Raw genomic sequence first — 26,419 nt, forward strand, 5'->3', positions numbered from 1 at the left:
GTGGTGTCTTTGAGCTGGTCGGGGTTCATTTCACCGAGGCCTTTGAAGCGGCTGATGGAGTATTGGGTTTCGCGCAGGCCTTCTTTGCGCAGTTTCTCCAGAATACCTTCGAGCTCGGCTTGGTCGAGGGCGTAGAATTTGCGGGCGGTTTTTTTTCTGCCTTGGGCGGCTACGTCCACACGGAACAGCGGCGGCTGGGCAACGTAGATGTGGCCGCGGCGGATGAGCTCGGGGAAGTGGCGGTAAAACAGGGTGAGCAGCAACACTTGGATATGCGAGCCGTCGACGTCGGCATCGGAGAGGATGGCGATTTTGCCGTAGCGCAGGCCGGAGAGGTCGGGGCTGTCGCCTTCGCCGTGCGGGTCTACGCCGATGGCCACGGAAATGTCGTGGATTTCGGTGTTGGCGAAGAGTTGGTCGCGGTGCACTTCGAAGCTGTTGAGCACTTTGCCGCGCAGGGGCAGGATGGCTTGGGTGTTGCGGTCGCGGGCGAGTTTGGCGGAGCCGCCGGCAGAGTCGCCTTCCACCAGGAAAAGCTCGTTTTCGCGGATGTCTTCGCTTTCGCAGTCGGTGAGCTTGCCGGGCAGCACGGAAATGCCGCTGCCTTTTCGTTTTTCGATTTTCTTCACCGAGCGCATGCGCTCTTGGGCTTGTTTGATGGCGAGCTCGGCAATTTTCTTGCCGGCTTCGAGGTTTTGGTTGAGCCACAATTCGATTGGGTCGCCGGCGAGGGCGGCCACGAGTTTGAGCGCGTCGCGGTTGGTGAGTTTGTCTTTGGTTTGGCCTTGGAATTGCGGGTCGAGCATGCGCACGGAAAGCACGAAGGCGACGCGGTTGAATACGTCGTCGCTTTGGATTTTCACGCCGCGCGGCAAGAGGTTGTGGTGGGTGATGAAGTTGGATACGGCGTTGAACAGGGCTTGTTTGAGCCCGGCTTCGTGGGTGCCGCCGGCGGGGGTGGGGATGAGGTTGACATAGCTCTCGGTGGTGATGCGGCCTTCTTCCAGCCAGGTGAGGGCACAGGATACGCCTTCGCCGTCGGCAAAATCACCATGATGGCTACCTGAAACGTGGTTTTGCAGCGTAAGCAGGGGCAGGGTGTTTTCCTGCTCGGCCAGCAGGGTTTTCAGGTAGCCTTCCAGGCCGTCGGGGTAGTGCCAGGTTTGGGTTTCGGGCAGGCCGTTGCGCCGGCGGGTGAGGGAAACGGTTACGCCGGGCAGCAGCACGGCTTTGGCGCGCAGCAGGCGTTCGATTTCGGCGATGTCGTAGTTGGGGCTTTCGAAGTAGCGGGCATCGGGCCAGATACGCAGGGTGGTGCCGCTGTCTTTGGCGGGGCATTTGCCGGTTTCGGCCAAGGGCTCGACCACGTCGCCGCCGGCAAAGGCGATGCGGTATTCGCGCCCTTCGCGGCGCACGGCCACTTCGAGGCGGCGGGAGAGGGCGTTGGTTACGGATACGCCCACGCCGTGCAGGCCGCCGGAGAAGGCATAAGCGCCGTCGCCGCTGGTTTTGTTGAATTTGCCGCCGGCATGCAGGCGGGTGAACACCAGCTCGACCACGGGCACGTTTTCTTCGGGATGCAGGCCCACGGGAATGCCGCGCCCGTTGTCGGATACGGAAAGCGAACCGTCTTCGTGGATTTCCACATCGATGCGGCTGGCGAAGCCGCCGAGTGCCTCGTCGGCAGCGTTGTCGATGGCTTCCTGGCAGATGTGGGTGGGGCTGTCGGTACGGGTGTACATGCCGGGTCGTTCTTTCACCGGCTCCAGGCCTTTGAGGACTTTGATGCTGCTTTCTGAGTATTGCTTGGTCATGGGTGTGTTCACGTTTTGAATCCGGCCTATTTTAACATATTGGGATTGGTGCTTTATGGCTATCCAAGCTGTGTCCGGTCTACAAGAAACGGGCTACCTGAAAACGAGTGGAACAAAATTTCAGGTAGCCTGTGTTGGGAATGGGGCTGGGCTTTAGCCTGCCTCGACATCTTGTTGCAAGGCGGCGAGCAGTTCGGCTTGGCTGCATACGGCAGTGCCGAGTTTGGCCACCACCACGCCGGCGGCGGCGTTGGCGATGTGCATGGCTTGGCGCAAGTTTAGTTTGGCGGCCAGGCCGAGGCCTACGGTGGCGATGACGGTGTCTCCCGCGCCGGATACGTCGAATACTTCCTGCGCGCGGGTGGGCTGGTGGCTGATGTGCTCTGCCTCATACAGGCTCATGCCTTCTTCGCTTCGGGTGAGCAGGATGGCGTTTAATTGCAGGTGGCGGCGCAGGGCTTCGGCTTTTTCGGTGAGCTCGGCTTCATTTTCCCACGAGCCGACCACTTGGCGCAGTTCGTTGCGGTTGGGAGTGATGAGGCTGGCACCGGCGTATTTTTCGTAGTCGTCGCCTTTGGGGTCGATTAACACAGGTTTGTTGTGCTCGCGGGCGAAATCAATCATATCGGCTACCTGAAACAGGCAGCCTTTGCGGTAGTCGGAAAGGATAACCGCATCGTAGTCCGGCAGCAGGCTGCGGAAACGGCGGTTGAGCCGATCCAGCACATCTTGGCTGGGTTTTTCTTCAAAATCAATGCGCAAAAGCTGCTGATTGCGCGAGAGCACACGAAGTTTTACGGTAGTGTCGATGGTTTCATCGCGTTCTAAAAAGGTTTGTACGCCATTGCTTTGAACGATTTTTTCCAGTTCGTTGGCAGCCTCGTCTTGGCCAACCACCGACAGCAAGGCTGCCTGCCCGCCCAGGGCTGCGATGTTGCGTGCTACGTTGCCGGCACCACCGGCGCGCTGATCCATGCGTTCGATTTTGGCTACGGGTACGGGGGCTTCGGGGGAAATGCGCTCCACCTCGCCAAACCAGTAGCGGTCGAGCATGGTGTCGCCCACTACCAGCACGCGGGCGGATTGGAGGAGAGAAATTAGGTTGGCAGGCAATGTTGGCATAATGGCTAACTTCGTATGAATGGGGTGGGCAGGCTACCTGAAAATCACAATGTAGGTCAGGCGGGCTGCAAAATAAATTCAGCGGCGGCATGCACGTGGATTTCCGTGGTGTCGAACAGTGGCGCGGCAGTGTCTTCGGGGCGCACCAGCAGGCCGATTTCGGTGCAGCCGAGGATGATGCCTTCTGCGCCTTGGGCAGCCAGCTGTTCGATGGTTTGCACATAGAAGCGGCGGCTACTTTCGGGAAAGTGGCCCACGCAGAGCTCTTCGAAAATGATGCGGTGGATTTCGGCCTGCGCGCTTTCATCCGGCACGATGGTTTGGATGCCACGTTCGGCCAGACCTTCGCGGTAGAACGCGTCCTGCATGGTAAAGCGTGTGCCGAGCAGGCCGATGGTGCGGATGCCTCGTGCGCGGATGCGTTCGGCCACGCTGTCTAAAATATGCAGGAATGGCACGCCGATGGCGGCTTGTATCGGGGCGGCAACTTTGTGCATGGTGTTGGTGGCCAGAAGGACGGCGTCTGCGCCGGCCTGCTCCAGAGTACGGGCGGCTCGGGCGAGGATTTCACCGGCTTTGTGCCAATCGCCGCGCTGCTGGCAATCCACGATTTCTTGAAATTCCACGCTGGCGAGCAGGATGGGCGCACTGTGGTTGCCGCCTTTTTGCCGGTTGATGAGGCGGTTGATTTGGGTGTAATAGGCGGCGGTACTTTCGGGCGACATGCCGCCGATGATGCCGAGTGTGTTCATGCGGTCTTTCTTTCGGATGGGTTTCAGGTAGCCTGCGGGCAGTATGGGCTACCTGAAAATACAGTCCGGCAGCGTTAAAGCTTATTCGCCCATGGCGGCTAGGAGTTCGGCCTGGTGTTCGGCAATCAGGGCGTTGGTGATTTCTTCCATATCGCCGTCCATCACGAAGTCGAGCTTGTGCAGGGTGAGGTTGATGCGGTGGTCGGTAACGCGGCCTTGCGGGTAGTTGTAGGTGCGGATGCGTTCGCTGCGGTCGCCGCTGCCGATGAGTGATTTGCGTTCGGCAGCTTCTTTGGCCTGGGCTTCGCGCTTTTGTTTGTCGTTCAGGCGGGCGGCGAGCACTTTCATGGCTTGGGCTTTATTGGCGTGCTGGCTGCGGCCGTCTTGGCATTCCACCACCATGCCGGTGGGCAGGTGGGTGATGCGGATGGCGGAGTCGGTTTTATTGATGTGCTGGCCGCCGGCACCGGATGCGCGGAAGGTGTCGATGCGCAGTTCGGCGGGGTTGAGCTGGATTTCTTCGAGCTCGTCGGCTTCGGGCATCACGGCCACGGTGCAGGCGGAGGTGTGGATGCGGCCTTGGCTTTCGGTGGTGGGCACGCGTTGCACGCGGTGGCCGCCGCTCTCGAATTTGAGCCGGCCGTAGGCGCCGATGCCGGCGATGCGGGCGATGACTTCTTTGTAGCCACCCAAATCGCTTTCGTTGGCGGAAACGATTTCGACCTGCCAGCGGTTGCGTTCGGCATAACGGGTGTACATGCGCAGCAAATCGGCGGCAAACAGGGCGGCTTCGTCGCCGCCGGTGCCGGCTCGGACTTCGAGGAAAATATTTTTGCCGTCGTCTTCGTCTTTGGGCAGCAAAAGTTTTTGCAGCTCGGTATCCAGCGTTTCGATTTTGGCTTTGGCGGCTTCGATTTCTTCGGCAGCGAAGTCTTTCATTTCGGGGTCGGCAAGCATGTCTTCAGCGTCGGCAAGGTCGCTTTCGGCTTGGCGGTATTGGCGATAGGCTTCTACCACGGGGGTGAGCTCGGCATGCTCTTGGTTGAGCTGGCGGAAGCGGTTGATGTCGGCAGTGGCCTCGGGGGTGCTGAGCAGGGCGGTTACTTCTTCGAGCCGCTCGGAGAGAGATTGGAGTTTGTCTAGAACTGATGGTTTCATGTGGGCTCTTTCAAACAATTTTCAGGTAGCCTCAAGCGATAGAGGCTACCTGAAAAGGATTATAGCAAATGCGGCCGGGTTTGCCGCCGTGCCTACATGCGGCTGAGTTCGCGCTGCAGGGCTTGGATGTTTTGCTGGCGGTCGAGCACGTCGCTTTGCAGGCTGCTCACGCGAGCTTGGTGTGCTTGGTAGGCTGCGCCGTCGCCTTTGGGCATGGTGCGGCTTTCGGTGAGCGCTCTTTGCGCGGTGGCCAGGGCGCGGCGTTCGTTGGCCAGCTCTTGCTCAAGAATCATGCGACGACCGCTGTTGGTACGGCCAGAAGGGGCGGCTGCGGCCACGGGCTGCGGGGCGGGCGCACGATATACGGCGGCCTGTTGGCTGCCGGCGGCCGCGGCGCGCTGCGGAGCGGGTGCGGCGGCTACGGGCGCAGGCGTGGGGCGGGGCCGGGCGGCACTGTAGCGGCCGATAGTGGGCAAGTCGGCACGTTGGCAGCCGGGGCCTGGTTTGCTGCTGTAGCTGCCGTTGCCGCAGGAATAAACGGGGCCGGCGGCTGCGCTGAGGCAGCTTAGGGCGAAAATGGTAAGTAGCGTAGTTTTCTGCATTTTATTTTCCCTTTTCTAACGATTGCTGGCTGGAAAATTCCTGTTCGACGGCTTGATACACGGCTTCAAGTTGTTCTTGCAGGGCGAGCCAGTCTTCTTCTATTTGTGCTAATTGTACTTTGACTTCGGCTGTTTTGGCTAAGTATTGGTGCAATTTGGCTTTATTGTGTTCCTTATATGCTTCTTCATCGGCGAGGAAGGCTTCGCATTCGGCTTGCTCGGTGCTGAGTTTGGCCATGAGCTGTTCGGCTTTCTCGATTTTCTGCTGAATGGGTTTGCCGCGCTGGGCGCGTTGCTGGCGAATTTGCGCGGCGAGGCGTTTTTCGTCTTTGCGGTTTTGTCCGGCGGCAGAAGGAGGCGGGGCGGCTTCTGGGTTGCTTTGGGCCAGGCGCAGGCGGCGGTAGTCGTTGAGGTCGCCTTCGAAAGTTTTCAGGTAGCCTTGGTCGATGAGGAGGAAGCTGTCGGTAGTGGCTTCGAGCAGGCTGCGGTCGTGAGAAACGACGATGAGCGCGCCTTGGAAACTTTGCAGGGCCACGGTGAGGGCGTGGCGCATATCGAGGTCGAGGTGGTTGGTGGGTTCGTCGAGCAGGAGCAGGTTGGGCTGCTGCCACACGATAACGGCCAGCGCGAGGCGGGCTTTTTCGCCGCCGGAAAAGCCGGTGATGGGCTGGATGGCCATGTCGCCGGCGAAGTCGAAGCCGCCGAGGAAGTTGCGGATGTCTTGCTCTTTGGCTTCGGGGCTGAGGCGCTGAATGTGCCAGAGCGGGCTTTGGTCGGCACGCAGGGTGTCGAGCTGGTGTTGGGCGAAATAGCCGATTTTCAGTTTGTCGGCGCGGATAATTTGGCCGCTTTGGGGCTCCAGGCTACCTGAAAGGGCTTTGATCAAGGTGGATTTGCCGCTGCCGTTTACGCCGAGCAGGCCGAGGCGGGCGCCGCTCTCGAACGAGAGGGTGATTTGGTGCAGGACGGTGTGGCCGCTGTAGCCGAGATCGACTTGTTCGAGCTTGAGCAGGGGGTTGGGCAGGTGTTCGGGCGGGGGAAAGGAGAAGCTGAAGCTGCTGTCGAGGTGGGCAGGGGCGACCAGCTCGAGTTTGGCCAGGGCTTTTACGCGGCTTTGGGCTTGTTTGGCTTTGGTGGCTTTGGCTTTGAAGCGGTCGATAAAGGATTGGAGGTGTTGGATGTGCGCCTGCTGTTTAACGTAGGCGGCCTGTTGGTTGGCAAGGCGTTGGGCGCGTTGCTGCTGGTAGAAGTCGTAGTTGCCGCTGTAGCTGTGCAGTTGGCGCTGGGCGAGCTCGATGGTGTGGTTGGTGGCGGCGTTGAGGAAGTCGCGGTCGTGGGAGATGATGATTTGGGTGCAGGGCAGGGCGGCGAGGTGGTTTTCCAGCCACAACACGGTTTCGAGGTCGAGGTGGTTGGTGGGTTCGTCGAGCAGGAGCAGGTCGGCGCGGCACATGAGGGCTTGGGCAAGGTTGAGGCGCATGCGCCAGCCGCCGGAAAAGGATTTAACGGGGCGGCTGTGTTCAGATTGGCTAAACCCAAGCCCGTTCAGTAGTTTGGCTGCGCGGGCGGGCGCGCTGTAGGCGTCGATTTCTTCAAGCTTGGCGTGGCATTCGGCAATGGCGTGCCCGTCGTTTTGCGCTTCGGCCTGCTTGAGGGCTACCTGAAAAGTTTGCAGCTCGGCATCGCCTTGTAACACGTAATCCAGCGCGCTGGTTTCCAGAGCGGGGGTTTCTTGCGCCACGGCGGCGAGCTTCCAATGTGGGGGGAGGCGGATGTCGCCGGCGTCGGCACCGATTTCGCCTTTAATCAGGGCAAACAGGCTGGATTTGCCGCTGCCGTTTTTGCCGATAAGGCCGACCCGGCGGCCGGGGGTGATGCGGGCGGAGGCTTGTTCGAGCAGGACTTTATTGCCACGTTGCAGGGTGAGGCGATTGATTTCTATCATATTGTTTGATATGTGGGAATCTGAATTTTTTAGATGAAGAGGCTACCTGAAAAGTATTTTCAGGTAGCCTTTGCTGTGAGGGTTGGCTAACGGTGCAATTCCAACGCTAAAAACAGCTTGCTGTTGCCGCGCTGGATGAGTAGGGCGACGGTGCGGTCGGCATGGTTGAGGGCTTGGTTGAAGCTGTTTTCGTCGCTCACGGCAGTGCGGTTTACCATTAGGATGATGTCACCACGCCGCAGGCCGGCCTGTTGGGCGGCACCTTCAACCTGCAAAACCAAGAGGCCTTGCCCTTGGCTGCGCAGTTGCAGGCCGGTAGGCTTGGAGGTGAAGCCGATGCCGTTATCGGCATTGGTACCGCTGCCGGATTGGTTGCCGGCATCGGTGCTGCCGGTGTTACTAGAACCGAGGGTGACTTGGACTTCTTCGCGTTTGCCGTTGCGCCAAATACCGAGGGTGAGCTGGGTGCCGGGCGGCATCATGCCGACGAGCATGGGCAAGTCGCTGGAAGCTTTCACGTTTTCGCCATTCACGCTTTGCACGATGTCGCCGGGCTGAAGGCCGGCTTTGTCGGCGGGGCCACCGGGAGTTACCTGCGAAATCAGCGCGCCGTTGGCGGTTTGGAGGCCGAAGGATTTGGCTAAGTCGTAGTTTACTTCTTGAATGACTACGCCGATGCGGCCGCGCTCAACTTTGCCGTTGCGGCGCAGCTGATCGGCCACATTCATGGCTACATCGATGGGAATGGCGAAGGAGATGCCCATAAAGCCGCCGGATTGGCTGTAGATTTGTGAGTTTACGCCCACTACTTGCCCGCGCAGGTTGAATAGCGGGCCGCCGGAGTTACCGGGGTTGATGGCTACGTCGGTTTGGATGAAAGGGGTATAGTTTTCATTGGGCAGGCTGCGGCCTTTGGCGGAAACGATGCCGGCGGTTACGCTGTTGTCGAAGCCGAAAGGTGCGCCGATGGCGGCTACCCATTCGCCTACGCGCAGGGTTTTGGGGTCGCCAATTTTGACGGTGGGCAGGCCTTGTGCGTCGATTTTTAAGAGGGCGATGTCGGTTTGGGCATCGGAGCCGACTAGGCGGGCGGTGTATTCGCGGCGGTTGTTGAGCACGACTTTGATGCTGTTCATGCCGCTGAGGACGTGGGTGTTGGTGAGGATGTAGCCGTCGGAGCTAATGAGGAAGCCGGAGCCGAAATTGTATTCGTCGTCACCAGGCTCGATTAAATCGGCTTGGTTAGGCTGCAGGCGTTTGAAAAATTCCGAGAAGGGATCGTTTTCAGGCAGCTGGTCAATATTGTCTTCACCACTGGCCAGCGTGGTATTTTCATTGGTGCGACTGGCTTGAATATTAACCACGGCGCCGCCTTCCTGTTCGACCAATTTGGTGAAATCGGGCAGCAGCATATCGGTACCGCCTGCGGGCGCGCTCACGGTGCGGACGAACTCAGAATCGCAGACTTGGGCTTCTTCTTTGCCGCAGCCGCCTAAGAGCAGCAGGGTGAGCAGGAGGGGAAGGAGGGGGCGGGTGGTATTTGGCATGGTGGCAACAATATTGTATCGGCAGGCAAGGGAGGCATTGTATAACTAAAGCATTTATTTAGCTATGCCGGGCTGGGTGGTTCTTGCTTTGGCGGGGTGTATTGGGAGTATGGGGTTGTAGTAGGATGAAAACTTGCTATATCAGGCTGTAATCTTGCTGAGATGTGTTTTCAGGTAGCCTTTGCCGAAGCAGACAGGGATAATTGAAAGCACAAAAAGACAGGCGATTACCTGTCTTTTTACATAAGCGGCTACTTAGGCCGGCTGGATATTAGAGGCTTGTTTGCCTTTCGGGCCGGTGGTTACTTCAAAAGAAACTTTCTGGCCTTCTTTCAGGGTTTTGAAGCCATTCATGTTGATGGCTGAGAAGTGGGCAAACAGATCTTCGCCGCCTTCATCGGGAGTGATAAAACCAAAACCTTTAGCATCGTTAAACCATTTAACAGTACCAGTTGCCATACAATACATCCTATCTAAAAAACAAAATATCAGAAAAAGCAGGGTTGGCAAAGCAGGAAAACGACTGTGTTGGGTAAAACGGTTTGTTCAGCTGCCGAGCCGGAGCAATTTATCCGGCCTGCCGCGCTTGCGGGAATAAGTTTCCCGCAGCTGGAATTAACAGTCAAGTAATGTTTGAATAATAACGTTAAAAATCGCAAAAAAAAGACAGAAATCTGAGCGTTTGCCCTTATTTTGTATTTCATCGTGTGGTTGAATATAATTTGCTGGCATCATCCTCTGGCTAGTTTGTGTAAAAAACGGCAACCAACAAATCAGGGTGATTTACAATTCAAAACTGATTCAGTTAAATCTGTAGGTTTCCTAATTGTAGCAAGAGTTTATTTTGCTGCTGGCTAAGGAGAAATGTCTTTGGCCAGTGGCAATATGTTGTGAAGAATTAAAGTTATGTCTGATACCGAACAGGCGTTCCGACCGGAAGTTATCCGGGAAAACGCGCCGCCGCCCAAGAAATACGGCGTATTTTTGCTGAATGATGATTATACGCCGATGGATTTTGTGGTTGGTTTGCTTACTGATGTTTTCAGGCTACCTGAAAACCGGGCAGAGGCGGTGATGTTGCAAGTGCATCATGAAGGTAAAGGCTTGTGCGGTGTTTACCAAAAAGATATTGCTGATACCAAGCATCAGCAAGTGCAAAACCTTGCTAGGCAGGCCGGCCATCCGCTGCTGAGTACGGTTGAGGAGGTGTGAGCCATGTTGTCGAAAGAGCTGGAAAGCATTTTGCAGGTGATTTATGCCGATGCGCGTATGCAGCGCTATGAATTTATCGGCATCGAACACCTGTTGCTCTCGCTGGTGCAGGAGAGCGACGAGGTGCGGGCGGTGTTAAAAAGCTGCGGTGCAAACATTCCGGTTTTGGCCGAACAGTTGGCCATCAGTATTGAAGAGAACACGCCGATGTTGCCCGAGGATTCTCCGATCAGCAGCGAAACCCAGCCTACGCTCGGCTTCCAGCGCGTGATTCAGCGTGCGATTGTGCATGTGCAGTCGGCAGGCAAACGACAAGTGCAGCCGGTGGATGTACTGGTAGCGATTATGTCGGAAAAAAACAGCCATGCTGTGTATTTCCTGGGCTTGCAGTCGATTGGCCGCAGCGAGATTCTCAATTATATCGCGCACGGCATCGTGCCCGATCGCGTAGCAGAAACGGATAAAGGCGACGAAGTTGAGCAGGAAGGTGGCGAAGAGGGCAAACCTATCCGTAATGCCCTAGCCAAATATACCGTCAACCTTAATATTGAAGCACGCGAAGGGCGTATCGATCCGCTGGTCGGTCGCACCATGGAGTTGGAGCGACTCATGCAAACCCTGTGCCGCCGCCGCAAAAACAACCCGCTTTTGGTGGGTGAGGCCGGTGTGGGCAAAACTGCGTTGGCCGAAGGCTTGGCCTACCGTTTGGAACACAGCGATGTGCCTGATGCACTCGCCGGTGCCACTGTGTTTGCGCTGGATATGGGCTCGCTCTTGGCCGGCACCAAATATCGCGGCGATTTTGAAGCCCGCATCAAGGCTGTACTCAAAGAGCTGGCCAAAATCGAGCATTCCATCCTGTTTATCGACGAAATCCACACCATCATCGGAGCTGGCAGCACCACCGGCAGCACCATGGATGCTTCCAATCTGCTCAAACCGGCTCTCTCTAAAGGTCATCTGCGCTGTATCGGTGCCACCACCTATGATGAATACCGCACCATTTTCGCCAAGGACCATGCCTTAAGCCGCCGTTTCCAGAAAATTGACGTGCCCGAGCCCAGCGTAGCCGAAACCGTAGAAATCCTTAAAGGCCTGCAACCTGCGCTCGAAGACTTCCACCAAATCCGCTTTTCTCAGCACGCCCTGAATGCTGCTGCCGAGCTTTCGGTACGCTACCTGAACGACCGCTTCCTGCCCGATAAGGCCATCGATTTGATTGACGAAGCCGCCGCCGCCCAACGTATCCTGCCCAGTGATAAACGGCGCAAAGTGATTGAAGCCGCACAGATTGAAGAAGTGGTGGCCAAAATTGCCCGCATTCCCGAGCAAACCGTATCCAAAGACGATAAAGAAGTGTTGCGCCATTTGGAGCGCAACCTGAAAAACATGGTGTTCGGCCAAGATGCTGCTATCGAGGCATTGGCTGCCGCCATTAAGATGTCCCGTTCCGGTCTGGGGTCGGCAGAAAAGCCTATTGGCAGCTTCCTGTTTTCCGGACCCACCGGCGTGGGCAAAACCGAAGTCGCCCGCCAGCTTGCCTATATTTTGGGTGTGCCATTGCAACGTTTCGATATGTCGGAATACATGGAACGCCACGCCGTGGCTCGTCTCATCGGTGCACCGCCCGGCTACGTTGGCTTTGAGCAGAGCGGACTGCTCACTGAAGCGGTAAACAAGCAGCCCTTCTGCGTGTTGTTGCTGGATGAAATCGAAAAAGCCCACCCCGATGTGCACAATATCCTGTTGCAAATCATGGACTACGGCACACTCACCGACAACAACGGCCGTAAAACCGATTTCCGTAACGCCATCGTGATCATGACTACCAACGCCGGTGCCGAAAGCCTCAGCCGCCCCGTGCTCGGCTTCACCCGCCAGCGTATGAGCGGCGATGAGAGCGATGCGCTGAAAAAAGCCTTTACCCCCGAATTCCGCAACCGCTTGGATGCTGTGATTTCCTTCGCCCCATTGGACACCGAAATCATCGCCAAGGTAACCGATAAATTCCTGCTTGCCCTGGAGCAGCAGCTGTTGGCCAAGAATGTGGAAGCCCATTTTACCACCGGCCTGCGCAGCTACTTGGCCGAGCAGGGCTTTGATCCGCAAATGGGCGCACGCCCCATGCAACGGCTAATTCAAGATAAAATCCGCCGCCTGCTCGCCGATGAGCTGCTTTTTGGCCGCTTAAGCAAAGGCGGTGAAGTAACCATCGGCTACGATACCAAATCCGACAAAGTTACCCTTGCGTTCTCTGCTGCCAAAGCCAAACGCGGCAAAGTGGCGGATGCCAACGGCTGATACAGGGCAGATATGGTTTGCACTGTAAGCGTATTGTAGTTTCTTAAGGAATGCTCAGCTTCTTTTGAGGGCGATAATTTGACTGCATTGAAGCTGATATTTTCAGGTAGCCTGCATTGTGCTTAGGCTACCTGAAGATTGGCTTCAAGACAGCTATCTCTTTGTGTTTTCGCTTCGTTGAAGTTTTGTTTTAGCGAAACTCACTGCGTTCGTTTTCAGGTAGCCTGCTGGTGTGCAGAAAATTTGGTGCTTGTCGATATTTATAAGGCTACCTGAAAGAATAGTTAGCAGAAATTGTGCTATTGTGTTTCAGGTAGCCTTTCTTTCTATCCTATCCCCACACAGCCATCCCGCATAAAAATTGTCTGTAAGCAGTTTTACCCACCTGCTGGGGGCTTGCCAAACCCCCGTCTTTCGGGCAAAGTTCGTCATTTTCTTGGCCACCCTTCATTTCGTTTGGCAAGCCTCTCATTATGTCTGAACCCATTCTCTCGCGGCTGGATACCCTGCTCAAAGTTGAAACGCCGGAAGCTATTGATATTTATCTGCGTCCGGCTTCGGTGTTTGCCCGTTCGCGCGCTTGGTTTGTTGATTTTATTCTCCGCGGCATTTGGCTGATGCTCTCCACTATGCTGTTTGCATTTATCTTCTCTGGTGCGAATGGCGGTGATGACGGCAATATCGCTAAAGGCCTGTTCTTCTTTATGCTGTTTGTTAATATTTTCTTCACGCTGTGGCTGTATTTCGTGGTGTTTGAAGTGTGCTGGAACGGCCAGACGCCGGGCAAGAAAATATTCGGCTTGCGTGTGATTAACGACAACGGCACGCATATTTCCTGGTCGGCTTCGTTGCTGCGCAACCTGCTGCGCGTATTCGACAGCCTGCCGTTTTTCTATGGTATCGGCATGATTTGCGGCCTGTGCAATCCCTACGGCCGCCGCTTGGGCGACATCATGGCATCCACGGTGGTGGTGTATGTGGATAAAACGCGCGGGCAGGCTGAGCGTATGGATTTAGGCAATATTGAAGCGATTACCCCGCCCGTGGCACTCACACGCGAGGAACAACAGGCAATTTTGAGCTTTGTTGAACGCCGCCGCCATTTGAGCGCGGCTCGTACTGGTGAGTTGGCACAAATGATGGTGGGGGCGATTTTTGGACAACAGGAAGACGAACGCAGCGCCGAGCGGTTGATATTGGGCTTGGCCAAATATTACGCGGGTGAACAGCGGAAGGAGGCGGCGTGAGGCAACTGTTTTTTGAAGAACAGCATCAGGCGTTCTGGCGTACGTTCGAGCAGGATTTGCAGCAGCTGGAAAAACGGCGTGGCAGCCTGAGTGCGCAGAAAACCGCTTTGTTTATGCAAGACTACCGCACAGTATGCCACCATTTGGCAGTGGCCACCGACCGCTGCTATTCCGGCGGCCTTACCGATTATTTGCAATATCTGTGCGAACGCGCGCACCAGCTTTTGTATGTGGGGCAGCAGGTATCGCTGTGGGTGCGCTGCCGCGATTTCGTGATGCAGGGCTTCCCGCAGCTGGTACGGCGCGAGAAAAAACTGGTATGGCTGGCGCATGCGCTGTTTTACCTGCCGTTTATCGTGGCTTTTCTGCTCACGGCGTTTTATCCCGACAGCGTGGACAAAATCGAAGGCTTACAGCATGGTCCGCAATTGGCAGATAGCTATAAAGAGATGCTGGATCAGTATAGTGAGGGCACCAACCGCGAGGCGTGGCAAAATTTTTTGATGGCCGGCTATTATATTTTCAACAATATAGGTATCGCGTTTCAAAGTTTTGCCAGCGGCATTCTGTTTGGTTTGGGCACGGTGTATCTCACAGTGATGAATGGTTGGGTAATCGGCGGGGCAATGGGCTATATGACCCGCGATCCGGCCGGGCCGGCCTTTTTCTCGTTTGTGGGCGCGCACGGCGCATTTGAGCTTACCGGCATCGTGATGGCGGCAGCAGGCGGCCTGCGGTTGGGTTTGGCGCTGCTCAACCCACAGGGTTTGTCGCGGCGCGATGCCTTGCGCATTCAGGGCAAACAGGCGGTGGGGCTGATGAACGGCGGCTTCCTGATGTTGTTTATTGCTGCGTTTATTGAAGGTTTTTGGTCACCGATTACCAGTATTCCAATGATTTTGAAATATATTGTTTCCGTGGCCATGTGGCTGTTGGTGTATGCCTATCTGCTGTATGCGGGCAGGAGGACAGCATGAATATTTGGGAAACCCGCCTGAATTTCCGCCCGCGCAGCGGCTGGGAGGCTTTGGATTTGGGGTCACGCCTATTTCAAGAGCGGCCGGCGCTGTATATGGCGGTGTGGGCCACTCTGTCGCTGCCGGTGTATGCCTTGGTGCTGGTTTTATGTTGGCAGCAGCCTGAATGGGGTGGTTTTTTGGTGTGGTGGCTGAAGCCACTGTTTGAAGCGCCGGTGCTGTGGCTGATGTCGCAGCAGGTATTCGAGCCGTTGCCACCATACCGGCAATGCGTGCGCACGGCATTCAGGCAGATGTGGCGACCGCGCTTGATTGGTGATTTAACCTGGCGGCGGTTCAGCCTGCGCCGCAGCTTGGTGCTGCCGGTTACGCTTTTGGAAGGCTTGAGCGGCAAGGCGCATCAGCGCCGCTGCAACGAATTGTCGCGCCAAAGCGGCGGTGCGGCCAGCTGGCTTGCGTTTTTCGGCATCCATCTGGAAAGTATCTTGGCTTTTGGCCTGCTTGCGATGCTGTTTTGGCTGTGGACGGGCGATCCGGCGCAAAATATCGTGGCCGGCCCATTTGGCGGGGCGCGTTCCACCGATGCTTTGCAGCAGATTGAGGCTTTGGTGTCTTCGGGAGAAGGGTTGATTTTCCAGCATTTGCTCAATGGCATTTATGTGCTGCTGCTGTGTTTCTGGGGGCCGATTTATGTGGCCTGCGGTTTCACGCTTTATCTGAATGCCCGCACCAAGGCCGAAGGCTGGGACATCCGACTGGCTGCCCGCAAAATCCAAGACCGCCTGTTGGGCAGTAGCAGCGCGTTGTGGGCATTGGCTTTAGCCGTGTTTATCGGCTTCAGTTTTTCAGGTAGCCTGCATGCTGAACCGCTACCCCAGCGTGAAAAGGTAGAGCAAATCCGTGATAACACTCTGCGTAAAGCACCGTTTCAAAGCATTAAAACAAAAACCGAATACTGCTGGTTCAAATGCGATAAAGACGACGATGCTTCATCACGCCAGCTGCCGGAGCTGCCTGATGTGAAACCCCCATCGCCAGTTTGGTTTAACGTCATGATGTATGCCTTAATCGGCCTGCTGCTGGCCTTGGTGTTATGGATTTTATACCGTTGGTATCAAGCCAACGGCGGCTTCGGCTTGAGCCAGGGCGAAGAAGTGCCGGAAACCTTGTTCGGCATGAAAATTACGCCCGAAAGCCTGCCCAACGACGTGGCTTCCGCCGTGCTGGCCGAATACGAACGCGACCCGCGCGCCGCCATGAGCCTGCTCTACCGCGCCAGCCTCTCGCAAATCAGCCGCCGATACGGTCTGCCGCTGCGCAGCAGCGACACCGAAGGCCAAGTGCTCAAACGCGTACGCCAGCGACAGCCGCAGCTTTTGGACTACTGGCAGCCGCTTACCGACAACTGGGTAGAGCTGGCTTATGCCCACCGTTTGCCAGAGCGCGAAGCGGTGCACAGCCTGTGCCGCCAATACCGCCAAGTGTTTGCCGGCGGGGAACAGGAATTTTCAGGTAGCCTGCGTGCCGCCGGGGAGGGTAGGGCATGAAAAACCGACGTTCCATCCTCATCGGCCTGATTGCCATATTGCTTATCGGCGGCTTGATCGCCGTTGCCGGCCTGTCCAAGCAGGAAAGCAAAACCTGGCAGTCGCTCGATCCGCAGCAGGAAATGCGCGAAGGCTCGCTCTATGCCCTGAAAACCCTGCTCACTCGATATGGCGTGAAAAATATCCAGCACGAGCACAGTCTGTTTGGTTTAAACGAGCTCAACTCATACGACAGCAATCGACTGTTGATCGTGGCCGACAACCGCATGCGTGATAAGGAAGATGCCGAACGCCTGCTGGAGTGGGTAGGGCGCGGCAACCACCTAGTGATGGCGCTGCCCAGTTATGCTGATGACAATCCGTTAAAAGCAGACGGCAAGCCGGATAATAGTGAAGACAAAGACACACTAAATTTCCGCCAAACCATGCTGCGCCACCTGCAAATCGGCACCGTGGAGCTGGAAGAAACTGACAGCAAAACCTTGCCCAATCTGACTGCCTGCGTGAAAGCCGCCGAGCAGCGCCGCGAAGCCGCCCGCCAAATTGGCGATGAAGTTGCTTTGCAGATTGATCCGCACTGTAACGCCGGCTTGAGCAGCATCCAATTGCCCGAGGGCGCCGCGATCCAAACCTTCACCGGCTCCGGATACAGCTCTAATAGCGGCTGGGTGGTGCAAGATAGCAAACTGGTGCTGTTCCAAGGCAAAACTGGCTACGGCGCCGTGCAAACCATCCGTGTGCGCTATGGTGATGGCAGCGTATTGCTCACCTGGAACGAAGACTGGCTGGGCAATCCAAGCCGCCCCGATTTTAATCGCAATCACCTTGCCCTCTACGATCACCCCTATCTCGCCGTTTATCTGGCACAGGAAAAAGACAGCATCTTATTGGCCGACAAAGTTTATCCATCTGATTACAGCAGCTCTGAGCCGATGATATGGAAAATGCTCAAAAGCCAGCCTGTGCTGCTGGCCATAGCCTTGGCCGCCGCTGCCGTATTGCTATGGCGTATCGTGGTGCGCGTGGGCGTGGTGCAACAACTGCCGCCCGCGCCGGAACGCTACCTGAACCAGCACCTGCTCGCACAAGGCCAGTTCCTCACCCGCCACCTGAGCCGCCGTGCCATCCTCAGCGATATGCAGCGCCGACTGCTCGAAGGCCTACAACAGCGCCACCCGGCCTGGAAGCAGATGAGCAGCCGCAAACAGCTGGAGTTTTTGTGTGCCCAAACCAAGCTGCCGCCCTCCGTGGTCGAGCCCTGGATTACACCCTTGCCGGAACAGGTCAATTTGGTGCACTGGCTGCAAATGCTTGCTGCCCACCAGCGCATCGTGAGTAAGATAAACCGCTCGTGGTATTGAACGGCAGAGGCCACCTGAAAATATAAATGGCATGTTTCAGGTAGCCCGACCCAACCTATTTTTTCAGGTAGCCTCAATCGAATTACAGGCTACCTGAAACCCAAACCTCCGATTAACCAACAAAACAAACAACGCAAAAGGATGATTCGATGACGGACATCAATTTTTCCCAGCCCCACCAAGCCAGTACCAATCCCGCTATCCAGCAGGGTGCGCGCGCCATTCAAATGCTGCGCACGCGGCTGAACGAAGTGCTCATCGGCCAGCAGCAGGTGGTGGACGAAGTGCTTACCGTATTCCTGGCCGGGGGCCATGTGCTGCTCGAAGGCGTGCCGGGCACCGGTAAAACCCTGCTCGTGCGCTCGCTGGCGCAAACCTTTGCCGGCGAATTCCGCCGCATCCAATTTACCCCTGATTTGATGCCATCTGACGTTACCGGCCACTACCGCTACGATGCGCAAAACAGCCGTTTCGAGCTGCGCCAAGGCCCGGTGTTTACCCATCTTCTGCTCGCCGACGAAATCAACCGCGCCCCGGCCAAAACCCAATCCGCTCTGCTCGAAGTGATGCAGGAGCGCAGCGTAACGCTCGACGGCCATACTCACCACCTGCCCAGCCCCTTTATGGTGTTGGCCACGCAAAACCCGATTGAGCAGGAAGGCACTTATCCGCTACCCGAAGCCCAGCTCGACCGTTTCATGTTCAAAGTGATGATTGGCTATCCTGCTCCGGCCGACGAAGCGCGTATGCTGAATGCTGTGATCAACAGCAGCAACAACGACCTGCTCAGCAGCAGCCAGCCCGCGCACGTGTTCCAATCGCAGCAAATCGAGCAGCTGAAAAAACTGGTGGCGCAAGTGGGCGTTGATCCGCAGATTATCGACTACACCGTGCGCCTGGTGGCGGCTACCCGCGACTGGCCTGCCTTATCCGTGGGCGCCGGGCCGCGTGCCGGCATTGCTCTGATTAGCTGTGCCCGCGCTTATGCCCTGTTGGCTGGCCGCGATTTCGTTACCCCCGACGATATCAAAGCCATCTGGCTGCCTGCCATGCGCCACCGCGTGCGCCTCTCCACCCAAATGGAAATGGAAGGCATCCAAGTGGAGCAGGTGTTGAACGAACTGGCCGCCTCCGTGCCCGCCCCGCGCTTGTAAGGCCTGCCCATGAGACCGTCCAGACTGCTGGTGCTGCTATTTGCCGCCATCGTTGCCGTGTGCACTGCCGGCTGGCTGGCAGGCTACCTGAACGCAGATAATGGCCGCATCGTCCAATATACTGCCGGCGGCCTTGCCATCCTGCTCGTTTTGGCTGCGCTGGTTGATGCCTTCTGGCAGCGCCGCCAGCCTGAGCCAAACTGGGAGCGCAGCCTGCCGCACCAGTTTATCCAAGGCCGGCCGCACGAAGTGGAACTCACGCTCACCCCGCCGGCCAAAGGCCGCTGGCGGCAGCCGCAAACCATCCTGGTGGCCGACCTGTTCCCGCCCGATTGGGACACCGACACCCCGCACCTGATTATCGACACGCGGCCCGGCCGCCTTTCCACCATCCGTTACCGGCTTACCCCGCGCCGGCGCGGTCGTGCCGAATTTGCCGGCATCGAATACTGGCTCGCCAGCCCGCTCGGCTTGTGGCAGCGGCGGCATCGGCAGGAGCTGCCCGGTAAAGTGGACGTGCTGCCTGATTTCAGCCGCATCCTCGGTGCCGATTTAATCGGCTTGCAACGCTGGCTCAACCTCGTGGGCGTGAAAAAACTGCCGCGCCTAGGCCTCGGCCAGGATTTCCACCAACTGCGCGACTACCAAGACGGCGACGACATCCGCAATATCGACTGGAAAGCCACCTCCCGCATGAGCCGCCCCATCGTGCGTACCTATCAAGACGAGCAAGACCAACAGCTCATCTTCCTGCTCGACTGCGGTCGCAATATGCGCCTGCAAATGGAAGGCAAAAGCCATTTCGACCACGCACTGCAGGCTATGCTGCTGCTTTCCTACACTGCACTCAAGCACGGCGATGCCGCCGGCCTGCTCACCTTCGCCCATCCCGTGGCTCGCTTCGTGCCGCCACATAAGGGCATGGAGCAGCTAGGGCGCTTGGTGCAGGGCGTGTTCGATATCGAGCCCTCACAGCAGGCCGCCGATTTTGAAAGCGCCGTGAACTTATTGCTGCAAAAACAGAAACGCCGCGCCCTCGTGGTGGTGCTTTCTCACCTGAACCACGAAGACAGCCGCCACCTGCTGCAACACATCCAGCGCCTGCGCAAACACCACATGGTTTTATTCGGTGGCCTGCGCCCGCTTGCCCCCGAAGAAGTGCGCCAACAGCCCGTGCGCAATGAAGCAGACGCCCAAGCCTACCTCGGCGCTCTGCAATACGAAAGCCACGTGGCCGAAGCCATCCGCCACTTCGATGCCGCCCGCATCAACGCCATCAATGTTTTGCCCAACCAACTGAGCACCGAGCTCATCAACCGTTACCTCCAGCTCAAACGTCGTCAAGCGTGGTAGGGCAGGCTACCTGAAAGTATTTCCTTTCCCTGTGTAGGGCTGGCAAGGGGCGGTAAGCTGTAAATTGATACTTGGTGTTCGCTGCAAAATTTCAGGTAGCCTCAAACATTAAAGAGGCTACCTGAAATTTTTTAGCCAATGCATCAGGGCATGAGCTGAGCATGTGTTGCTCCTGCAAGGCTTGCAGTTGATGCAGACTGGATTGTTGCAGCAACATCTTTGCAGTGCTGCCGGGTTGTAATAGAGGGCTACCTGAAATTTTCAGGTAGCCTTTCTGGTTGATACGGTAAAGAAAAACACAGCCGGTTGTGGTAACGGGCTGTGTTTGTTTCTCGAAAGATTAGTATAGTTTCGGCGGCAGCTGTTGGCTGCGCAGGCGTTTTTGCAAACGTTTTACTGCAGCAGCTTTTTTGCGTTTGCGCTCAGTAGTTGGTTTTTCGTAGGCTTCACGGGCACGCAGCTCGGTGAGCAGACCGGTTTTCTCGATAGAGCGCTTGAAACGGCGCATGGCTACTTCAAATGGTTCGTTTTCTTTTACGCGAATAGAAGGCATTTTGTTATCCTTAAAATATTTATTTGTTGCCGGGCAATGGTACCCGGGAAAATGGTTTGATTTATCACTTTTGCATTGGCTGGCGCGGGCTGGATAAGAGCCGGGGTGGAAAAATCACCTCCTAATCGGGGCGGCTACACCGACTGTGCGGTGTGCCAAAATATTAGGTAGCAGAAAGAGCTGCATACAAAGGCGAAAATTATGGCGGCTACGACCGAATTTGTCAAGCAGGGCAAGGCGGTAGCAGCGCATGAGTGGTAATAAGTGCTTCGCTAGAAAATTCATGCTTGATTTGAACTGGAAACATGGGTTTTAGGTAGCCTTTGCTAGCTTATTCCGGGCTCAGCCACACGGCGCTGACCATACGGCCGGTTTGGCCGTCGCGGCGGTAGGAGAAAAAGCGGTCGCGCTCGAGCACAGTGCAATGCTGGCCGCCGTAGATTTGGCTAACGCCGGCACGGCGCAGGGTTTGGGTGGCGAGCAGATAAATGTTTGCCAGGTATTTGCCGCTGCCGATGGGCTCGAAGGCGGCTTCGGCGGCAGGGTCGGTTTGGGTGAAGGCGGCCAAAACGTCGCCGCCCACTTCAAAAGCATCTGGGCCGATGGCGGGGCCGAGCCAGGCGAGGAGGTCGGCAGGGTCGGCCTGCATGGCGGCGATGGTGTTTTCCAGCACGCCACCGGCGAGGCCGCGCCAGCCGGCGTGGGCAGCGGCCACGACGCTGCCGGCGCGGTCGCAGAGGAGTACGGGCAGGCAGTCGGCAGTCATCACGGCGCAGGCGGCACGGCGGTTGCGGTCGAAAGCGGCATCGGCTTCCGGCGGGGCATTAAGGCTTTCGGCGGCGGCCACCACGCGGTTGCCATGCACTTGGCGCAGATAGGCCAGCGGCAGGGGAACGTGCGCCTGTACGCGACAGCGGTTTTCAGCTACGGCGGCGGGGTCGTCACCCACGTGGTCGCCCACGTTCAAGCTGGCGAAACGGCCTTGGCTGACGCCGCCTTGGCGGGTGGTAATCAAGGTGTGGACATTGCTTGGCGCGGGCCAATCGGCGTGCAGGAGGCTACCTGAAATTTCAGGTAGCCCTAAGTTGGCGGCAAAGCTGTTGGCGGGGAATTGGCCGTTCATGCGATTTCATCCGGGCGCAGTTGCGGGCAGACGGCGAGGATGGTGCTGAGGATGGCTTCGCCCAGGCGCAGGGAGCGCTGGCCGTTCCAGCCGAAGTCGTCGTCGGGCAGGTTGATGTTGTCTTTGAAGGGCATTTCGAGGGTGTAGGAGAGACAGCCGAAGGTTTCGCCCACGTAGGATTTGGCAATGGCGAGGTTGGCTTGGCCGGGGGCGGTTTTGGGGTAGCCGTGTTCGTCTTGAAAATCGGGGCTGGCCTGGCGCAGGGCGGTTTTGAAGGCGGCTTCGAGCGCAGCAAGGCGGGCATCATAGGAAGGGTTGCCTTCGCAGCCGGCGGCGAATACGTAGGGCAGGGCTTCTTCGCCGTGGATGTCGAGGAATAAATCTACGCCGGTTTCGTGCATTTTTTGGCGCACGGCATACACTTCTGGGCTGCGCTCGGGGCTGGGGTTTTGCCATTCGCGGTTGAGGTCGGTGCCGGCGGCATTGGTGCGCTGGTTGCCCAGGGCGGCGCCGTCTGGGTTCATATTGGGTACGATATAGAAGGTGGCACAGTCGAGCAGGGCGCGGGCGGTGGGGTCTTGGTGGTCGAGCAGTCGAGAGAGCAGGCCTTCGGCAAACCATTCGGCCATGCTTTCGCCGGGATGCTGGCGGGCGATGATCCAGATTTTGAGGTCGCTGGCAGCTTGGTGGCCGATGGTGAGCAGGTTGATGTCGCGGCCTTGCGCGGTGCTGCCGAGATCGTCTATTTGGCATAGGCCGCTGCCTTGGGCGTCGCCGAGGAGGTTGAGGTGCTGCTCGTGGGAATAGGGCTCGAAATAGGCGTAATACACGCTGCCGGCCAGCGGGGTGTGTTCGATGGTGAGCACGCCGTCTTCATAACGGGTGGGCACGCGGAACCAGTTGCTGCGGTCGTAGGAGGCGGTGGCCTGATAATCTTCCCAGCCTTCGGGGTAGCTGGATTGGCCGGCGTTTTCGATGCGGATGCGGCAGGGCTGGTAGGCCGCGCCCTGCAGGCGGAAATAAAACCACTGGCTGAAGGAGGCGGCATTGTCGCCGCGCAGGGCGAGGCGGATGTTTTGACTGTCGGCACTGTCAATTACAGTGATGGCGCCGGCATCGAAGTTGCTGCTGATTTTAGGCATGGCAGGTCTCGCTACTTAGGGAGGGGAAGCGGGGATTGTAATGCTTTTCAGGTAGCCTTTCTAGGGAAGGTGGGGTGGGGAAAGGGCGGCTGAAACTGGATTTTTTGCGGCAGGGGCTCTAAACTGTGCAGCGGATTGGGTGGCGGCATTGCTTCGGGCAGCTTGTTTGCATCGTGCCGCTACCGTGCTTTTATATTGATTTTAAAGGAAGAGATAATGAAGATTTTGTTATTGGGCGCACCCGGTGCGGGCAAAGGCACGCAGGCGCAGTTCATCACCGCCGCTTTCGGTATTCCGCAGATTTCCACCGGCGACATGCTGCGCGCTGCCATTAAAGCCGGCACGCCGCTGGGATTGGAAGCCAAAAAGATTATGGACGCGGGTGGTTTGGTACGCGACGACATCATCATCGGCATGGTGAAAGAGCGCATTGCGCAGGATGACTGCAAAAACGGTTTCCTGTTCGACGGCTTCCCGCGCACGCTGGCGCAGGCCGAAGCCATGCAGGAGGCAGGCGTAGTTTTGGATGCGGTGGTGGAAATCGATGTGCCTGATGAGGTGATTCTCGAGCGCATGGCCGGCCGCCGCGTGCACCTGCCTTCCGGCCGCACTTACCACATCCGCTACAACCCGCCCAAAGTGGAAGGCAAAGACGACGTTACCGGCGAAGACCTGATCCAGCGCGACGACGACCGCGAGGAAACCGTGAAAAACCGCCTGGATGTGTACCACAAACAAACTGCCGTGCTCATCGGCTTCTACAGCCAGCTCACCGGCGACAACGCGCCCCGCTATATCAAAATCGACGGTACACAGCCGGTGGAAGCCGTGAAAGCTGCTGTATTGTCTGCTTTAGGCAAATAAGCCGGCGCAGAAGTTTTCAGGTAGCCTCCAGCCAAGTAGCAGGCTACCTGAAACCAAAAGGCTACCTGAAAAAGGAAAAGCAATGAAAAAACTATGGTTTGCAGCCTGCGTATTGGCGCTTTCCGCCGCAGCCTCGGCCGAATTGCGCGAAAACCGCTCCTACATGCCGGAAGAGGAAAAGCCGTGGGAAGAGGCTGCCGTGGTGCTGCCAGATTATCCCGATCTGCAGCGCGGCGAGTGGTTTGGGCTGTATATCAACCCCACCTACCGCAACAAAGTTTGGCTGCAGCTGCCTGTGCAGCAGGCCGCCGACCGCAGCATGCGCTATGTGCTGGCAGTACAGCCGCAGGGCGGGCAGCCGAATATGAGTTATGAGGGTATGCGCTGCGGCGACCGCCACCTCAGATCCTTTGCCTTTGGCGACAACACCAACCGGCGCTGGATTGCTCCGCGCAATAATGTATGGCGCAAGTTCGACAGCTATGTGAACGCCAACGATCCGGTACGCAGCCGCCTGATGGCGATTTTCTGCAACGATGGCCGCGCGCTCACTGCGCAAGAGCTCGATCAGCGCATCCGCAGTATGGGCGGGCTACACTGAGGGTGTGAACGTTTAACTTAAGATAAAAGGCTACCTGAAAACTGGTATGGGTTTCAGGTAGCCTTTTTCCAGCCAGCCACAAATTTAGGTTAAACCCTGCTAAAGCAGCCTTGCCGCATTGTTGCCCGCCCCCGATTTGCCTTACAATCGCCGTTTTCAACGACAGAGGCCACCATGTCTTCGTCTTCTACCCCGCACACTACAGCCAGCAGCTTGGTCTTATATCGCCGACTGTTTGGCTACCTGAAAAACTATCTGCGCATTTTCGCCCTGGCCGTGCTCGGCATGGTGGTGGTGGCTGCCACCGGGCCGATTTTCGCCTGGCTGCTCAAGCCGCTGATTAACGAAGGCTTTGTGGAGAAAAACCTCTCTGCTATGCGCTGGGTGCCGCTGGCGATTATCGGCCTGTTTATCTTGCGCGGTATCTTCAACTTCATCAACGAATACAGCACCAGCTACCTCTCCGGCCACCTGGTGCAGCAAATCCGCCGCGAAATGTTTGCCAAAATGCTCAAGCTGCCGGCCGGCTATTTCAGCCAACACGGCAGCGGGCGGATTATGTCGCGCATCATGAACGATGCCAGTCAGATTACCGAGGCCGGTTTCAATGTGGTAACCGTAACCGCCAAAGACGGCATCACCGTGGTGGGTTTGCTGTGTTTCCTGCTGTATCTAGATTGGCAGCTCACGATTATTACGCTGATTTTAATTCCCGTGTTGGCCTGGTGCGTACGCCAGGTGAGCAAACGACTGCGTCAGCTTTCTCGTGAAAGCCAGCAATATGCCGGGCAGATGACGCAGGTGCTGGGGGAGAGCATCACCGGCGAGCGGGTGATTAAAGTGTATGGCGGGCAGGAGCACGAGAAAAAACGCTTCGATGAAACCGCTATCAACGTGCGCCGCAACGGCGTGAAGCAAACCGCTGCCAACTCCTTCAGCACGGCGGTAACCCAGCTGATGATTGCTACCGCACTGGCCGCCATCCTTTATTTGGCTGCCGCCCGCGCCGCTTCCGATTCGTTTAGCGCCGGCGATTTTATGTCCTTCCTTTCCGCCATGCTGATGATGTTTGATCCCATCAAGCGCATGACCGGCATTTCTTCCTCGCTGCAGCGCGGCCTGGCTGCCGCCGAGAGCGTGTTCCAGTTTTTAGACGAACCGGTTGAGCCCGATAACGGCACCGAAACCCTCAGCGAGCATACTGGCGATATCGAGTTGGTGAACGTGAGCCACCACTATGAAGGCGCCGCCCGCAATAGCCTCGACAACATCAATTTGCACATTCCCAATGGCAGCGTGGTGGCCTTGGTGGGTGCGTCCGGCTGTGGTAAAACCACGCTGGCCAACCTATTGCCGCGCTTCTTCGATCCCGCTGCGGGCGAAGTGCGTATCGGCGGGCGCGACATCCGTGAGTACAGCATGGCCTCCCTGCGCAAACAAATGGCGCTGGTGAGCCAAGACGTGGTGCTGTTTAACGGTACGGTGGCCGAAAACATCGCCTACGGCCGTTTCGATGCCGACCCTGCCGATATTGAAGCAGCAGCCAAAGCCGCCAACGCTTGGGAATTCATCTCTGCCATGCCGCAGGGGTTGCAAACCGAAATCGGCCAAAACGGCCTCAAACTCTCCGGCGGCCAGCGCCAGCGTATCGCCATCGCCCGCGCCCTGTTGAAAAACGTGCCTATCCTGATTTTGGACGAAGCCACCAGCGCGCTCGACACCAAATCCGAACGCCTGGTGCAATCTGCGCTCGACAAACTCATGCAGCAGCGTACCACTTTGGTGGTGGCACACCGCCTCTCTACCATCGAGCAGGCCGATAAGATTGTGGTGATGCACGAAGGCCGGATTGTCGAGCAAGGCAAACATGTCGAGCTGCTTGCCAAAGGCGGCCGCTACGCCGACCTATACCGTATGCAGTTCCACGAACAGCAAGAGCAACAGGCGCAGCAGGCAGAAGCCGCCGAAAGCCTATCGGGCGTGCTTTAACGTTGTTGCAAAGGAGTAAAAGCAAAGGCTACCTGAAATCTTTCAGGTAGCCTTT

At 57.2% G+C, this 26,419-nt stretch carries 22 protein-coding genes; 11 read left to right on the forward strand and 11 right to left on the reverse strand.

The features are described 5' to 3' along the window. The 8 genes from HMPREF2796_RS07590 to HMPREF2796_RS07625 all read right to left on the reverse strand — a co-directional run. The coding region (locus HMPREF2796_RS07590; protein ID WP_070633462.1) for a DNA topoisomerase IV subunit B at positions 1 to 1,814 on the reverse strand (1,814 nt) is incomplete at its 3' end. Between the two features lie 153 nt (positions 1,815 to 1,967). Continuing rightward, on the reverse strand, positions 1,968 to 2,936 hold the full coding sequence (gene rfaE1, locus HMPREF2796_RS07595; protein WP_070632578.1) for a D-glycero-beta-D-manno-heptose-7-phosphate kinase: 969 nt from the start codon (positions 2,934 to 2,936) through the stop codon (positions 1,968 to 1,970). Positions 2,937 to 2,992: 56 nt separating this feature from the next. Beyond that, positions 2,993 to 3,688 carry an aspartate/glutamate racemase family protein gene (locus tag HMPREF2796_RS07600; protein ID WP_064084884.1) on the reverse strand — a complete coding sequence of 232 codons (696 nt, stop codon included), beginning with the start codon at positions 3,686 to 3,688 and terminating at the stop codon, positions 2,993 to 2,995. A gap of 81 nt (positions 3,689 to 3,769) precedes the next feature. Continuing rightward, positions 3,770 to 4,846, reverse strand: a complete 1,077-nt coding sequence (prfA, locus tag HMPREF2796_RS07605) for a peptide chain release factor 1 (RefSeq protein ID WP_070632580.1) — start codon at positions 4,844 to 4,846, stop codon at positions 3,770 to 3,772. Positions 4,847 to 4,938: 92 nt separating this feature from the next. After that, on the reverse strand, positions 4,939 to 5,448 hold the full coding sequence (locus tag HMPREF2796_RS07610; protein ID WP_064103482.1) for a hypothetical protein: 510 nt from the start codon (positions 5,446 to 5,448) through the stop codon (positions 4,939 to 4,941). A 1-nt stretch (position 5,449) separates the two neighbouring features. Beyond that, positions 5,450 to 7,393, reverse strand: coding sequence for an ATP-binding cassette domain-containing protein (locus HMPREF2796_RS07615; RefSeq protein WP_070632583.1), 1,944 nt, complete (start codon positions 7,391 to 7,393; stop codon positions 5,450 to 5,452). Between the two features lie 86 nt (positions 7,394 to 7,479). Next, complete coding sequence (locus HMPREF2796_RS07620) at positions 7,480 to 8,940, reverse strand: DegQ family serine endoprotease (RefSeq protein WP_070632586.1); 1,461 nt, start codon at positions 8,938 to 8,940, stop codon at positions 7,480 to 7,482. A gap of 255 nt (positions 8,941 to 9,195) precedes the next feature. After that, a complete protein-coding gene (locus tag HMPREF2796_RS07625) occupies positions 9,196 to 9,399 on the reverse strand; it encodes a cold-shock protein (RefSeq protein WP_003822547.1) in 204 nt (67 codons plus the stop codon). A 447-nt stretch (positions 9,400 to 9,846) separates the two neighbouring features. Between HMPREF2796_RS07625 and clpS the strand changes: the two genes are divergently transcribed. The 8 genes from clpS (at position 9,847) to HMPREF2796_RS07665 (ending at position 20,092) form a co-directional block, all read left to right on the forward strand. Continuing rightward, complete coding sequence (gene clpS / locus HMPREF2796_RS07630; protein ID WP_070632588.1) at positions 9,847 to 10,152, forward strand: ATP-dependent Clp protease adapter ClpS; 306 nt, start codon at positions 9,847 to 9,849, stop codon at positions 10,150 to 10,152. 3 nt (positions 10,153 to 10,155) lie between these two features. After that, positions 10,156 to 12,453 (forward strand): ATP-dependent Clp protease ATP-binding subunit ClpA, encoded by a 2,298-nt coding sequence (gene clpA, locus HMPREF2796_RS07635; RefSeq protein ID WP_070632591.1) that lies wholly within the window; start codon positions 10,156 to 10,158, stop codon positions 12,451 to 12,453. Positions 12,454 to 12,926: 473 nt separating this feature from the next. Then, positions 12,927 to 13,700, forward strand: a complete 774-nt coding sequence (locus tag HMPREF2796_RS07640; protein WP_049258454.1) for an RDD family protein — start codon at positions 12,927 to 12,929, stop codon at positions 13,698 to 13,700. Continuing rightward, on the forward strand, positions 13,697 to 14,677 hold the full coding sequence (locus HMPREF2796_RS07645) for a stage II sporulation protein M (RefSeq protein ID WP_070632594.1): 981 nt from the start codon (positions 13,697 to 13,699) through the stop codon (positions 14,675 to 14,677). Before HMPREF2796_RS07640 ends, HMPREF2796_RS07645 begins: the two co-directional genes overlap by 4 nt. Continuing rightward, positions 14,674 to 16,224, forward strand: a complete 1,551-nt coding sequence (locus HMPREF2796_RS07650; protein WP_070632601.1) for a DUF4129 domain-containing protein — start codon at positions 14,674 to 14,676, stop codon at positions 16,222 to 16,224. Before HMPREF2796_RS07645 ends, HMPREF2796_RS07650 begins: the two co-directional genes overlap by 4 nt. Further along, the gene (locus tag HMPREF2796_RS07655; protein ID WP_070632603.1) at positions 16,221 to 17,585 is read left to right on the forward strand and encodes a DUF4350 domain-containing protein; all 1,365 of its coding nucleotides are present in this window, start codon (positions 16,221 to 16,223) and stop codon (positions 17,583 to 17,585) included. Before HMPREF2796_RS07650 ends, HMPREF2796_RS07655 begins: the two co-directional genes overlap by 4 nt. A gap of 149 nt (positions 17,586 to 17,734) precedes the next feature. After that, on the forward strand, positions 17,735 to 18,739 hold the full coding sequence (locus HMPREF2796_RS07660) for an AAA family ATPase (protein ID WP_070632607.1): 1,005 nt from the start codon (positions 17,735 to 17,737) through the stop codon (positions 18,737 to 18,739). Positions 18,740 to 18,748: 9 nt separating this feature from the next. Continuing rightward, positions 18,749 to 20,092 (forward strand): DUF58 domain-containing protein, encoded by a 1,344-nt coding sequence (locus HMPREF2796_RS07665; protein ID WP_003822560.1) that lies wholly within the window; start codon positions 18,749 to 18,751, stop codon positions 20,090 to 20,092. A 340-nt stretch (positions 20,093 to 20,432) separates the two neighbouring features. Here HMPREF2796_RS07665 and rpsU read toward each other — a convergent pair whose 3' ends face one another. The 3 genes from rpsU to HMPREF2796_RS07680 form a co-directional block, all read right to left on the reverse strand. Next, the gene (rpsU, locus tag HMPREF2796_RS07670; RefSeq protein WP_023886457.1) at positions 20,433 to 20,645 is read right to left on the reverse strand and encodes a 30S ribosomal protein S21; all 213 of its coding nucleotides are present in this window, start codon (positions 20,643 to 20,645) and stop codon (positions 20,433 to 20,435) included. Between the two features lie 331 nt (positions 20,646 to 20,976). Further along, complete coding sequence (gene pgeF / locus HMPREF2796_RS07675; protein ID WP_083308676.1) at positions 20,977 to 21,768, reverse strand: peptidoglycan editing factor PgeF; 792 nt, start codon at positions 21,766 to 21,768, stop codon at positions 20,977 to 20,979. After that, positions 21,765 to 22,910 (reverse strand): M14 family metallopeptidase, encoded by a 1,146-nt coding sequence (locus HMPREF2796_RS07680; RefSeq protein WP_070632610.1) that lies wholly within the window; start codon positions 22,908 to 22,910, stop codon positions 21,765 to 21,767. The genes pgeF and HMPREF2796_RS07680 overlap by 4 nt, the downstream gene beginning before the upstream one ends. A gap of 216 nt (positions 22,911 to 23,126) precedes the next feature. Here HMPREF2796_RS07680 and adk point away from each other — a divergent pair, with 216 nt between their 5' ends. From adk to msbA, 3 genes are all read left to right on the forward strand, one after another. Continuing rightward, complete coding sequence (adk, locus tag HMPREF2796_RS07685; protein ID WP_070632612.1) at positions 23,127 to 23,774, forward strand: adenylate kinase; 648 nt, start codon at positions 23,127 to 23,129, stop codon at positions 23,772 to 23,774. An 82-nt stretch (positions 23,775 to 23,856) separates the two neighbouring features. After that, positions 23,857 to 24,375, forward strand: coding sequence for a CNP1-like family protein (locus HMPREF2796_RS07690; protein ID WP_070632615.1), 519 nt, complete (start codon positions 23,857 to 23,859; stop codon positions 24,373 to 24,375). A 174-nt stretch (positions 24,376 to 24,549) separates the two neighbouring features. Then, positions 24,550 to 26,364, forward strand: coding sequence for a lipid A export permease/ATP-binding protein MsbA (gene msbA, locus HMPREF2796_RS07695; RefSeq protein WP_070632617.1), 1,815 nt, complete (start codon positions 24,550 to 24,552; stop codon positions 26,362 to 26,364). Positions 26,365 to 26,419 lie beyond the last annotated feature (55 nt).

The organism is Eikenella sp. HMSC071B05, from assembly GCF_001811325.1.
Taxonomy (GTDB): domain Bacteria; phylum Pseudomonadota; class Gammaproteobacteria; order Burkholderiales; family Neisseriaceae; genus Eikenella; species Eikenella corrodens.

Bases quoted from the DNA above. Each gene is read 5' to 3' on its own strand.
- prfA (WP_070632580.1), bottom strand. From the start codon at position 4,846: ATGAAACCATCAGTTCTAGACAAACTCCAATCTCTCTCCGAGCGGCTC.
- HMPREF2796_RS07620 (WP_070632586.1), bottom strand. From the start codon at position 8,940: ATGCCAAATACCACCCGCCCCCTCCTTCCCCTCCTGCTCACCCTGCTG.
- rpsU (WP_023886457.1), bottom strand. From the start codon at position 20,645: ATGCCTTCTATTCGCGTAAAAGAAAACGAACCATTTGAAGTAGCCATG.
- HMPREF2796_RS07625 (WP_003822547.1), bottom strand. From the start codon at position 9,399: ATGGCAACTGGTACTGTTAAATGGTTTAACGATGCTAAAGGTTTTGGT.
- HMPREF2796_RS07665 (WP_003822560.1), top strand. From the start codon at position 18,749: ATGAGACCGTCCAGACTGCTGGTGCTGCTATTTGCCGCCATCGTTGCC.
- HMPREF2796_RS07640 (WP_049258454.1), top strand. From the start codon at position 12,927: ATGTCTGAACCCATTCTCTCGCGGCTGGATACCCTGCTCAAAGTTGAA.
- HMPREF2796_RS07680 (WP_070632610.1), bottom strand. From the start codon at position 22,910: ATGCCTAAAATCAGCAGCAACTTCGATGCCGGCGCCATCACTGTAATT.
- pgeF (WP_083308676.1), bottom strand. From the start codon at position 21,768: ATGAACGGCCAATTCCCCGCCAACAGCTTTGCCGCCAACTTAGGGCTA.
- clpS (WP_070632588.1), top strand. From the start codon at position 9,847: ATGTCTGATACCGAACAGGCGTTCCGACCGGAAGTTATCCGGGAAAAC.
- HMPREF2796_RS07660 (WP_070632607.1), top strand. From the start codon at position 17,735: ATGACGGACATCAATTTTTCCCAGCCCCACCAAGCCAGTACCAATCCC.
- adk (WP_070632612.1), top strand. From the start codon at position 23,127: ATGAAGATTTTGTTATTGGGCGCACCCGGTGCGGGCAAAGGCACGCAG.
- HMPREF2796_RS07690 (WP_070632615.1), top strand. From the start codon at position 23,857: ATGAAAAAACTATGGTTTGCAGCCTGCGTATTGGCGCTTTCCGCCGCA.
- msbA (WP_070632617.1), top strand. From the start codon at position 24,550: ATGTCTTCGTCTTCTACCCCGCACACTACAGCCAGCAGCTTGGTCTTA.
- HMPREF2796_RS07655 (WP_070632603.1), top strand. From the start codon at position 16,221: ATGAAAAACCGACGTTCCATCCTCATCGGCCTGATTGCCATATTGCTT.
- rfaE1 (WP_070632578.1), bottom strand. From the start codon at position 2,936: ATGCCAACATTGCCTGCCAACCTAATTTCTCTCCTCCAATCCGCCCGC.
- HMPREF2796_RS07600 (WP_064084884.1), bottom strand. From the start codon at position 3,688: ATGAACACACTCGGCATCATCGGCGGCATGTCGCCCGAAAGTACCGCC.
- HMPREF2796_RS07650 (WP_070632601.1), top strand. From the start codon at position 14,674: ATGAATATTTGGGAAACCCGCCTGAATTTCCGCCCGCGCAGCGGCTGG.
- clpA (WP_070632591.1), top strand. From the start codon at position 10,156: ATGTTGTCGAAAGAGCTGGAAAGCATTTTGCAGGTGATTTATGCCGAT.
- HMPREF2796_RS07615 (WP_070632583.1), bottom strand. From the start codon at position 7,393: ATGATAGAAATCAATCGCCTCACCCTGCAACGTGGCAATAAAGTCCTG.
- HMPREF2796_RS07610 (WP_064103482.1), bottom strand. From the start codon at position 5,448: ATGCAGAAAACTACGCTACTTACCATTTTCGCCCTAAGCTGCCTCAGC.